Origin of the sequence: Empedobacter sp. UBA2044, from assembly GCF_002333005.1 — a bacterium.
In the GTDB taxonomy this organism is placed as follows: domain Bacteria; phylum Bacteroidota; class Bacteroidia; order Flavobacteriales; family Weeksellaceae; genus Empedobacter; species Empedobacter falsenii_B.
Genome location: NZ_DDBA01000066.1, coordinates 17248 through 28417 on the forward strand (window position 1 = coordinate 17248; position 11170 = coordinate 28417).

Genomic DNA, 11170 nt, shown 5'->3' on the forward strand with positions numbered 1-11170 from the left:
ATTCTCTTTTTGTTTATTTATTAAAATGTCGCTGCTCCTGCAGTTTCATTTTCTAATTTTCGATTGATACTTGTTTTCTTACCTGTAGCAAAATCAAAACTCAAACCAACGACAAACATCGATTTGTTGTTCCAAATTTTTCCTACACGAGAATAATCCACATATTGTTTATCCATCGTTTTTTGCTTGTAAGTCGACGGCATTCCAATCCAATACATTCCAGTAGAAAAAGTCCAATTATTGTATTTATAACTTGCAAAAGCATGGTTCATGTTTTCTTGTGTGTACAACAAAGCTCCGCCTAATGTGTAATACGGAATATTAAATTGATAATCTACACGAAAGTTTTTGTAAACAGATGATAATGCAAAATAATTTCCGATATAATCATTCTTCAAAATTCTACCATCTTTCGTTTTGAAACGTTCTGTTGCTGGCGCTACATTCACTTTTACAGTTAAAATATCTGTTCCAAAAGGTTTGATAGAACCTGTAATTTGAACACCGTAACGTTGCGAATTTTGAGCATTCTCGTAGGTTAATTTATATCCTTCTACATTTCCATTTATGATATTTTGCAAATACAATTGATTAATTGGATCTTTTGTATAATGATAAAATGCATTTGTATTTAAATCAAAATATTTTGAATTGAAAGAGTAAATCAAATTATTTCCAAACGATTTCTGAATGGTTAAATACGGATTTCCTTCTTGTGTAATGTTTTCTACAACCTGAATCACGTTTTTACTCAATGCCGAATTCCAAGGACTGGTTGGTTTGTATGAACTCGAAAAACGTAAATTTTGATTCTTCGCTAATTCATAACCCAATACTAATTTTGGTGTAAACGTCCACGTATCTGTGTTTGTATCTTCATTCTTGTTATGAACATTCGTTAATCCAACACCCAAACGATATGACAACTTTTTCGCTTTTCCAGAATATTCAGAATAGATATATTGTTCTAAATAATTTACTTTATTATTCGAAGGACCATTTAAGTTTTCTAATTTATTATCAATTGAATTATTCGAAATTCGATAACCAGAATTTAATTTTCCTTTCTCGAAACTATGTGTATACGCTATTTCTCCTACAATTCCTTTTTGATCAGCTTCTAAATTTGTCAAATAATTATATTGTTCCGCACCTGATAAAGTTTCCCATTCGCGCGTTTCGTCAATCGATTTAGTTGTATACATCGATCCAACTACATTTAAACTTAACTCATCTTTCTTTCCTAATTTTCTCGAATAATAAAGATCTAATGTTGGTTTTGAATAATTAGAATTAGAATGTTTGTAGGTTGAATGATTCTCTAATAAACTATTTTGATAGAACAAACTTGTGCCATTCGCATAAGCAAAACTCGAACTGATATTCATATCCAACTTTGCTTGAAAAGCATATTTATCCGAATCCGAATTGGTATATCGCAATGCAATTGTTTGATTCGTATATCCAAAATATTCGTTGCGCTGATTTTCTGTTCTATAATGAATATTATTTAAGTTGTAATCATAAATATTCATCGAAGTACGATCTTTATAATCTCTCAGATAGATGTTATACTCCAATCCAAAGTTATTTTTACCTTTCGTAAAATTCGCATAAGCAGAACCATTTATAAAACCTGTTGTAAACGCCGAAGTGAGATCCGCTCCGTACACATAACCATTTTCTGGATTTCGTGTAATCAAATTCACCACCTGATCTGCACGATTTGCATAACGCGCTGGCGGAATATCAAAATACTCAACACGCACCACATCTTGCGGTTTCACGGCACGAACTTGATTATCTGTTGCCTCAATTCCATTAATCAATAACAAAGTCGTTCCACCTTTTGTACTCTGTATTGTATTCGAAATTGGATCTACTTGTAATTCTGGCAATGTGTTCAATAAATCTTTTGCATAGCGCGCTTTGTCCAACGCTTCTTTATCAAACGTATAAACTGCTTTGTCTGCAAACATTTTTTTGCGTTGCGATTGTACTAAAACTTCTTTTATTTCAATTGGATTATAGTTCGTTGAATCTTGCTTTTCATCTTGTCCAAAAGCAAAAATTCCTGATAATGTAACAGCAAGTACAAAAAATTTCTTCATGGTTAATTCTACTATTAAGAGTTAGTGTATATTTATATGACGCATGAAGAACAAATAAGTTACACAAGAATTGCAATTATTTTTGATAACTTTACGCTAAACAAGATTTTTGAGTTTGAAAAAATTATTTCTTTTTATCGTACTTTTTACAAGTTTCAATTTATTATATGCGCAAGAACAAGCCGAACGTTCGTTGACAGAATATCGTGTCGAAAGTTTCCAAACATCTTTGGTTGCGAAAAAAATGCTATACGATTGGTTTGGAAAATGGGACAATGTTTTGTACACTAAAAACAATCAACCGTTGTTAGTTTGGTCAAATAAAAATATCATTAATGAATCAAATGAAACCTTCACTTTGATTGCATCGAGTGTAGAAAATGATGAAGAAATGTACGGAACTGTTCAAGTTTTGACAAGTAAAAAACAAGATGCTTTGGCGAAAGATTCTCCTTTTAGAGAATATTTAAACGAGTTTTTAAAAACCATTTCGAAAAAAGAAAATAAAAACAAAAAGTTTTATAAAGAATATATTAAGGTGTTATATTAATTCACTTATAATCATTAACGCAAAAAATCCTTCAAGTTTTTCTTGAAGGATTTATATTTTTATAGAAATTGAATTTCTTAATTATTACGTTTGAAGAAAGAATCGACAAACTCCATTTTATTGAAAGCTTGCAAATCATTGATTCCTTCACCAACACCAATGTATTTAACTGGAATCTGAAATTGATCTGAAATCCCAATTACTACTCCTCCTTTTGCTGTTCCATCTAATTTTGTAACCGCTAAAGAAGAAACTTCTGTTGCTTGTGTAAATTGTTTCGCTTGCTCAAAAGCATTTTGACCTGTAGAACCATCTAACACTAATAGAACTTCGTGTGGCGCATCAGGAATTACCTTTTGCATCACACGTTTTATTTTAGTTAACTCGTTCATCAAGTTAATTTTGTTATGCAAACGTCCTGCTGTGTCAATCAAAACAACATCTGCATTTTGCGCAACTGCCGACTGAATGGTATCAAATGCAACCGAAGCAGGATCAGAACCCATCGCTTGTTTTACAATTGGTACACCTGCACGATCCGACCAAATTACCAACTGATCTACAGCTGCCGCACGAAACGTATCTGCCGCACCAAGAACTACTTTAAGTCCTTGAGATTTGAACTGAGAAGCCAATTTACCAATCGTCGTTGTTTTTCCAACTCCATTTACTCCGACCACCATAATAACATATGGCACATCTTTCTTTGGAATCGAAAAACCATTTGTATCTTCGATATTATTCTCGGAAAGTAAGCCTGCAATTTCTTCGCGAAGAATTAAATCTAACTCAGAAGTCGAAACATATTTATCACGCTCTACGCGTTCTTCTATTCGACGAATAATTTTAATCGTTGTTTCAACACCGACATCAGAAGAAATCAATACTTCTTCCAAATCATCTAAAACCTCATCGTCTACTTTAGATTTACCTACTACAGCACGACTGATTTTATCAAATAGAGAAGTTTTAGATTTTTCTAATCCTTCATCTAATTTTTCTTTGCTTTCTTTACCTAATATCTTTTTGAACCAACTCATTAATAAGCTAAATTTCTTAAAATTTTGTACGAAGATACATAAAATATAAGGAAATAAAAAAGCCGCCCTGAAAACGAGGCAGCTCAATTAACCTTAAATATTTTTTGTTAAGGAGATGATTTGATTATTTCGTGAAGAAAGAATCTGCTTCATCAGCGTTAACTACTTTTTCAACAAATACGTAAGCTCCAGATTTTGGAGATTTTACCATTTTGATAACTTTGGTCATTTTTTTAGACCCAGTTTGTAGGGTTGCTACCGTTTTCTTTGCCATCGTCTAAAATTTTATTATTTAATCTCCTTGTGAATTGTATACTTTTTCAATACTGCGTTGTATTTTTTCAACTCAATACGATCTGGAGTATTTTTTTTGTTTTTAGTTGTGATATAACGAGACATTCCTGGCATACCACTTTCTTTATGCTCTGTACATTCTAAAATAACCTGTACTCTGTTTCCTTTTTTTGCCATGGTGTCTTAAATTATTTGATTAAACCTTCTTTACGTGCACGTTTAACAGCCTCATCAACTCCTAATTTGTTGATTGTTTTTAAACCGTGTGCAGAAACTCTTAATGTAATCCACTCACCAGTTTCTGGCATAAAAAATCTCTTTTTGAACAAATTCACTTCAAAAGTGCGTTTTGTTTTATTATTAGCATGAGAAACATTGTTTCCCACTAATCTCTTCTTACCTGTAATTTGACAAATTTTTGACATCTTATTTTGTATTGTCCTATTTTAAACGGAGTGCAAAGTAACAAATTATATATTACTTATACAACTCTTTAGGTTATTAATTTTATATTTTTTTCTTATTTTGTTTATATAACAACTTCTGCGCAAGAGTATAAGCCAAGATAATTCCCATTACCAACAGCGCTATCCTCGCGATTACATCGCCATATTTTGTGTAAAACGTTAATTCACTATTCATTAAAATTGTACCATTTAAGGCACCCTGCTCTCCATATGGTAAAGACTTCATTATATCTCCTCGCTGATTAACGAAAGCCGAAATACCTGAATTTGCAGATCTAACGATAGCGCGTCTATTTTCAATAGCTCTCAAATTACCATATAATAGTAATTGACGATGACCATCGGTAGAGCCCCACCAAGAATCGTTGGTCATTGTGAATATAACATTTGCGCCTTCTCTCACATATTCTGTCGTATAGTCTCCGTAAATAGATTCGTAACATATAACCGGAGCAACAGTAGCGTTGTTTGTTTTATTCTTGAAAACAGAACGATGAGGTTGAATCCCCAACGTTTTTGTTGTGCCGCCAAAGTTAAGCATAAATTCTCCAATAATTGGCATTAAAATGTTTCGATATGGAAAAATTTCTACTCCAGGTACTAATTTACTCTTATGATAAACTTCTATAGAATCGTTTCCGCTTATCTGCAAAGCCGAGTTATAAGCGTCGTACCACGTAATTCCATCTCTCATAACAGATGCCGTTTCCGATGCTAAAGATTGCATTGGATAAATTCGCATGATAGATGCTCCTGTTACAAAATGTAAATCTTTTTTGGTTTTTGTCCATTGCTGAATGTCTTGTATAATTAAATCATCATACATATTATCAAAAATCAAGGCAGATGATCCAGGTACAGCAGTTTCTGGCGCGACAACAAATTGAGTTTTTGGTTGAATATTTTTCAATGCCAATTGTTTCAATTCATCATAAATCTGCAAACCATCTTTCATATACTTTTCATTGTATGGATCAAGATCTGGTTGAAGAACTAACACATCAAGTGCTTTTCCTTTTTCTTCGTAATTCGCATAAATAATATAAGAAATACCAATTGGCACAGCAATTAATAATCCAGCGTAAATACCTAATTTATTTAGATATCTCATTTCTTTCTTATTAATATAAGCCGTCAAATAATAGAATACCGTAATATTAACTAACCAAATCCAAAGTGCACCTCCAAAAGTTCCTGTGTATTCGTACCATTGCACCCATTCGTAATATTTTGCAAAACCATTTCCAAGATTAAACCAAGGCCAAGTCAACTCCCAATTCAAGGTTAGTTTATCGAAACTCATCCAAATCGCAGGAAGAAAAACCAATCCATATAAATTACCCGCTTTGGTTTTGACGAAATGATACAACTGAAAAACAATTGACATAAACAACGAATTCGCCACAACGGGAATCAAATAAGCGCTCCACGAATTGTGCAAATCTCCATTCGCGTCCGTTTCTTGTGCATAATGCAACCACCAAATTACAATCGCATTCCAAATAAAGAAAGCTAAAAACGAAAGTCCGAAAATTTTACGTCCTTTTTTCTTGAATTCTGCGCGTTGTGTGATTTGATGTTCTGCTAACATCAAGGGTACAAATCCTATAAATAATAACAATGGAAAACCATGCGATGGCCAACCTGCTGTTAATAATAATCCTGATAAGATTGCGTATGCAATATATTTTTTCATGTCACAAATTTATAATTTCATCATTCAATAACCGATGATATTTGTTTGGAATATTTTATAAATCATTTTGGATGAGAACCTGAAAACAAGTTCAGATTGACTTTCCTTGTCATATTGAACTTGTTTCAATATCTCATTTAGTTTTAATAAATAATATGTGAATCGATATAATAATTTGGATTAATTGTTACATCAATCGCTTTTGTAATCGTTGAATTATTAATTGTTTGCCAATTAGTCGTAGGATTGATTGTTATATCAGAATCTTTCAATCGCAAAGCCATCGTAAATCCATCCACAACATTTGTATAGCGATATTCAACTTTATTTCCATTTTGTTTAAGCTCTAAAGTTGGAACTTTAATTGTTCTTAAATATTGATTGAAAAAAGCGTTCAAATTTAATCCAGAAAACTTCGCTATATAATTTTCGATTTGCTCTGTCGTTACAGTTTGATGATAAAACTCTTTGTTTAATCCACGTAACATCTGTCTGAATTTTTCATCATTATTCATCCACGTTCTCAGCGTGTGAATCATATTTGCACCTTTATAGTACATATCACCACTACCCTCTTGGTTTACACCATATACGCCGATAATTGGAATATCATTTTGAATTGCTTTTCTCGTTCCACGCACATATTCGCTTGCTGCTTCTTTTCCATGATAAGTTTCTGTGAACAACGTTTCCGAATAAGCCGTAAATGCTTCGTGAATCCACATATCTGCCACATCTTTTTCGGTAATATTATTTCCAAACCATTCGTGACCAGCTTCATGAACGATGATAAAATCCCATTTCAATCCCCAGCCAGAACCTGATAAATCGCGACCTAAATAACCATTCTCAAATTTATTTCCGTACGCAATTCCAGATTGATGTTCCATTCCCAAATGCGGTGCTTCAACAATCTTGAAAGAATCTTCGTAAAATGGATAAGGTCCAAACCAATGCTCGAAACTTTTCAACATCAATTTTGCTTGTTCAAACTGCGATTTTGCTTTATCTATATTATAATCTAACACATAATAATCTAAATCCAATTTACCTTTTTCGCCTTCGAAAGTATCTTTGAAATTGACATAATGTCCGATATAAGGAATGATATTATAATTATTGATTGGATTAACAACTTTCCATGTAGAAGTTGTTTTACCATTTTTCTCTTTTTTAGAAACTAATCGTCCATTACCAACTCCTACCAAATTTTTTGGTGTGATAATTTCCAATTCCATTCCATTATCTGGTTCATCGCCTAAATAATCTTTGTTCGGAAACCAAGCACTTGCACCCAAACCTTGCACGGCAACAGACATCCAATCGCGACCTTTTTCATCTTTCGCAAAAATCCAACCACCATCCCAAGGTGCTCTCACCGCAACACGAGGATTTCCATTGTATTCTAATTCTAATTGATTCGACGTATTCTTGATATTTTTTCCGACATTAATAAAATAAACATTTCCATCACGTTTGAAATCAGAAATTTTCTTTCCATTCAATTTTACAGCCGAAACCATCATCGGATCTTGTAAATCTATCTGCAATAAATCTGATTGTTGAGGAGCAATTTTATCAAACGTAATTGTCGTTTTTCCTTTTATCGATTTTGACTGATAATCTGGTTCTACACTTACTTTATATTTTTTAACATCCCACCAATTTCGGAATTCATTATTCGTTCCGCGAAGCGAATCTTGTCGCGTAAACTCTTGTTTGTTATTAAGTACTTGTGCATTTGTTGTTATCGAGATCAAGCCAAGTAATAGTACTAATTTCTTCATAGTCATTTTTAAAACATATCAAAAATAAGATTATATATTTGATAAATAAGCCAAAAAGCTATGATTACAGAAAAATTTAAGGAAAGAATAAATTATTTAAAAAATAATCACTTAATCGTTGAAGCATTGTACGAAATTTTAGATGAATTGAAATTAAAACATAATGCTTTTACAGGTTTTACGTTTCGAGAAGAAATCGATCCAAAAGGTTTTTTATTGACTGCAGAAGGTGAAGAAAAAACAGGAATTACAATTCGTGTTCCGCGTAATATTCTTGATTTTGATTTAGTATTACTTTCCAATGTTTTGATGCACGAAATGGTACATGTTTTTCAGCGTTCGGGTGAAAATCAAATTGAATTGCGAGAAGAACGCGAATGGCAAGCGTATACAGAAATGATTTTTCATAAACAATTTCCAAACGTTCCTCCATTGACTAATTTTTACATCAAACAATTTGGCGAAAAAGCGTTGACGTATTATAACCGAATGCCAGATAACATGAAAACGAAATATGCGAATGAAAAAACTGATTTAGAAAAAATTCTGCAAACGATTTACGATAAAGAGAATAAACTAAAAGAAGAACCAAAACCTGAAAATAATACTGAAACAATTTCTTGGCAAGATTTCGAGAAAGTTGATATGAGAATTGGGACAATTATCAGTGCAAATAATTTTCCGAAAGCAAGAAATCCTGCTTATCAGTTAGAAATTGATTTTGGTCCGTTAGGAATCAAGAAAAGTTCGGCACAAATTACATCGCTTTATAACAAAGAAGAATTGATTGGAAAACAAATAATGGCTGTGGTTAACTTTCCGAAAAAACAAATTGCCACTTTTATGAGCGAATGTCTCGTGATGGGCGTTTATGGAAATAATAATGATGTTATTCTCTTGAATCCCGAACGAAAAGTTGAAAACGGAAGTAAGATTGGGTAATATTGAGATTGAGACTAAGACTGAGATAAAGTTTGAGTTTAAGTATATAACTTAACGCTGACATTTTATCAACCAATAAACTGACTTTTTTATCGATAAATAATCAAATCATTAATCATAATCTGACAACCTGACATCTAAAATCTATTGGATGTCATTTTTTTTATGTTGGCACAAAGATTGACTATTCTGGTGTAGCATCATTTTTGATGATGTGTAAAAGTTTAAAATAAATCATTAATAATATAAAAAATAACTAAACAATATGAGCAAAATAATCGGAATCGACTTAGGTACAACGAACTCTTGTGTTTCTGTAATGGAAGGTAGCGAGCCAGTTGTAATTCCAAATGCAGAAGGTAAAAGAACTACTCCATCTATCGTAGCATTCGTAGAAGGAGGAGAAATTAAAGTTGGTGATTCAGCAAAACGTCAAGCTGTAACAAACCCAAAGAAAACGATTTATTCTATTAAACGTTTCATGGGAACTAAATTTAATAATGATGCAGATGAAATCGGTCGTGTTCCTTATTCAGTTGTAAAAGGAAACAATGATACGCCAGCAGTTGATATTGATGGACGTAACTATACTCCACAAGAAATCTCAGCAATGATTTTACAAAAAATGAAAAAAACTGCTGAAGATTATTTAGGACAAGAAGTATCAAGAGCGGTAATTACTGTACCAGCTTATTTTAACGATGCTCAACGTCAAGCAACTAAAGAAGCTGGTGAAATTGCAGGTCTTAAAGTAGAACGTATTATCAACGAGCCTACTGCTGCTGCATTAGCTTACGGATTAGACAAAGCAAACTCAGATAAAAAAATCGTTGTTTACGATTTAGGTGGTGGTACTTTTGACGTATCTATCCTAGAATTAGGTGACGGTGTATTCGAAGTGTTATCTACAAACGGTGATACACACTTAGGAGGTGATGATTTTGATGATGCAATCATCAATTGGTTAGCTTCTGAATTCCAAGCGAAAGAAGGTGTAGATTTGAAAAAAGACGCAATGGCTTTACAACGTTTACGTGAAGCTGCTGAAAAAGCTAAAATCGAATTATCTTCTTCTGCTCAAACAGAAATTAATTTACCATACGTTACAGCTAACGAAACAGGACCAAAACACTTAGTAGAAACTTTAACTCGTTCTAAATTTGATCAGTTAACAGAAGATTTAGTACGTCGTTCTATGGAGCCTTGTAAAAAAGCGTTATCTGATGCAGGTTTATCAATCAACGATATCGACGAAGTTATCTTAGTTGGTGGATCTACACGTATGCCAAAAATCCAAGAAGAAGTAGAAAAATTCTTCGGTAAAAAACCATCTAAAGGAGTTAACCCAGACGAGGTTGTTGCAATTGGTGCAGCTATCCAAGGAGGTGTTTTAACAGGTGATGTAAAAGACGTATTATTATTAGACGTTACACCATTATCTTTAGGTATCGAAACTTTAGGAGGAGTATTCACAAAATTAATTGAAGCGAATACAACAATTCCAACTAAAAAATCTGAAGTTTTCTCAACTGCAGTTGACAATCAACCAGCAGTAACATTAAGAATTGGTCAAGGAGAGCGTCCATTATTCAACGATAACAAAGAAATCGGACGTTTTGACTTAGTAGATATTCCACCAGCACAAAGAGGTGTTCCTCAAATCGAAGTAACATTTGATATTGATGCGAATGGTATCTTAAGTGTATCTGCAAAAGATAAAGGAACAGGAAAAGAGCAATCAATCAAAATTGAAGCTTCATCTGGATTATCTGATGCTGATATTGAAAGAATGAAAAAAGAAGCACAAGAAAATGCTGCAAAAGACGAAGAAGCAAAAAACAAAATTGAAAAAGTAAATGCTGCTGACGCGTTAATTTTCCAAACGGAAAAACAATTGACTGAGTACGGAGATAAAATTCCTGCTGACAAAAAACAACCAATTGAAGAAGCTTTAGCTGAGGTTAAATCTGCTCACGCTGCTCAAGACGTTGCTGCAATTGATGCTTCTATGGAAAAATTAAATACAGCTTGGAATGCTGCTTCACAAGAAATTTATGCTGCAATGAACGAAGGTCAAGAAGGTGGTGCACAAGCGCAACCAGGAGCTGATCAAGGTCAAGCAAAAAATGATGGTGTTGAAGACGTAGACTTCGAAGAAGTTAAATAATAGAATTTCATTTATCAATAGGAAAGCCTCGCATTGCGAGGCTTTTTTATGTTTATTAATATAAATAGTTTATTTTTTAAATCATCTCGGTTTCATATAATACAAAAAATCCACTT

At 33.0% G+C, this 11170-nt stretch carries 10 protein-coding genes; 3 read left to right on the top strand and 7 right to left on the bottom strand.

Annotated elements, in window-relative coordinates:
• Positions 1-20: 20 nt before the first annotated feature.
• Positions 21-2111 (bottom strand): TonB-dependent receptor domain-containing protein, encoded by a 2091-nt coding sequence (locus B4E59_RS11740; RefSeq protein WP_291053164.1) that lies wholly within the window; start codon positions 2109-2111, stop codon positions 21-23.
• A gap of 115 nt (positions 2112-2226) precedes the next feature.
• Here B4E59_RS11740 and B4E59_RS11745 point away from each other — a divergent pair, with 115 nt between their 5' ends.
• Entirely contained in the window at positions 2227-2661 is a 435-nt protein-coding gene (locus tag B4E59_RS11745; RefSeq protein WP_291053167.1) for a hypothetical protein, read from the top strand.
• 77 nt (positions 2662-2738) lie between these two features.
• Here the strand turns inward: B4E59_RS11745 and ftsY are convergent, their stop codons facing one another.
• The 6 genes from ftsY to B4E59_RS11775 form a co-directional block, all read right to left on the bottom strand.
• Positions 2739-3701 (bottom strand): signal recognition particle-docking protein FtsY, encoded by a 963-nt coding sequence (gene ftsY, locus B4E59_RS11750; protein ID WP_219034146.1) that lies wholly within the window; start codon positions 3699-3701, stop codon positions 2739-2741.
• A 124-nt stretch (positions 3702-3825) separates the two neighbouring features.
• On the bottom strand, positions 3826-3975 hold the full coding sequence (locus B4E59_RS11755) for a DUF4295 domain-containing protein (RefSeq protein WP_084106961.1): 150 nt from the start codon (positions 3973-3975) through the stop codon (positions 3826-3828).
• Between the two features lie 14 nt (positions 3976-3989).
• Entirely contained in the window at positions 3990-4172 is a 183-nt protein-coding gene (gene rpmG, locus B4E59_RS11760) for a 50S ribosomal protein L33 (RefSeq protein WP_038337065.1), read from the bottom strand.
• Between the two features lie 11 nt (positions 4173-4183).
• Positions 4184-4420 (bottom strand): 50S ribosomal protein L28, encoded by a 237-nt coding sequence (gene rpmB / locus B4E59_RS11765; protein WP_038337064.1) that lies wholly within the window; start codon positions 4418-4420, stop codon positions 4184-4186.
• 82 nt (positions 4421-4502) lie between these two features.
• A complete protein-coding gene (gene lnt / locus B4E59_RS11770) occupies positions 4503-6158 on the bottom strand; it encodes an apolipoprotein N-acyltransferase (protein WP_038337063.1) in 1656 nt (551 codons plus the stop codon).
• A gap of 143 nt (positions 6159-6301) precedes the next feature.
• A complete protein-coding gene (locus B4E59_RS11775; RefSeq protein WP_291053174.1) occupies positions 6302-7945 on the bottom strand; it encodes a M1 family metallopeptidase in 1644 nt (547 codons plus the stop codon).
• 615 nt (positions 7946-8560) lie between these two features.
• On the opposite strand from B4E59_RS11775, the gene B4E59_RS11780 reads away from it, so the two are divergent.
• Both B4E59_RS11780 and dnaK read left to right on the top strand, forming a co-directional pair.
• Positions 8561-8887, top strand: coding sequence for a tRNA-binding protein (locus tag B4E59_RS11780; protein WP_286483038.1), 327 nt, complete (start codon positions 8561-8563; stop codon positions 8885-8887).
• A gap of 265 nt (positions 8888-9152) precedes the next feature.
• Complete coding sequence (dnaK, locus tag B4E59_RS11785; RefSeq protein WP_219034149.1) at positions 9153-11054, top strand: molecular chaperone DnaK; 1902 nt, start codon at positions 9153-9155, stop codon at positions 11052-11054.
• Positions 11055-11170 lie beyond the last annotated feature (116 nt).

What these genes read in the sequence shown, in the direction of transcription:
- B4E59_RS11740 (WP_291053164.1), bottom strand. Translation starts at nt 2,111, where the DNA reads ATGAAGAAATTTTTTGTACTTGCTGTTACATTATCAGGAATTTTTGCT.
- ftsY (WP_219034146.1), bottom strand. Translation starts at nt 3,701, where the DNA reads ATGAGTTGGTTCAAAAAGATATTAGGTAAAGAAAGCAAAGAAAAATTA.
- lnt (WP_038337063.1), bottom strand. Translation starts at nt 6,158, where the DNA reads ATGAAAAAATATATTGCATACGCAATCTTATCAGGATTATTATTAACA.
- dnaK (WP_219034149.1), top strand. Translation starts at nt 9,153, where the DNA reads ATGAGCAAAATAATCGGAATCGACTTAGGTACAACGAACTCTTGTGTT.
- B4E59_RS11755 (WP_084106961.1), bottom strand. Translation starts at nt 3,975, where the DNA reads ATGGCAAAGAAAACGGTAGCAACCCTACAAACTGGGTCTAAAAAAATG.
- rpmG (WP_038337065.1), bottom strand. Translation starts at nt 4,172, where the DNA reads ATGGCAAAAAAAGGAAACAGAGTACAGGTTATTTTAGAATGTACAGAG.
- B4E59_RS11775 (WP_291053174.1), bottom strand. Translation starts at nt 7,945, where the DNA reads ATGAAGAAATTAGTACTATTACTTGGCTTGATCTCGATAACAACAAAT.
- rpmB (WP_038337064.1), bottom strand. Translation starts at nt 4,420, where the DNA reads ATGTCAAAAATTTGTCAAATTACAGGTAAGAAGAGATTAGTGGGAAAC.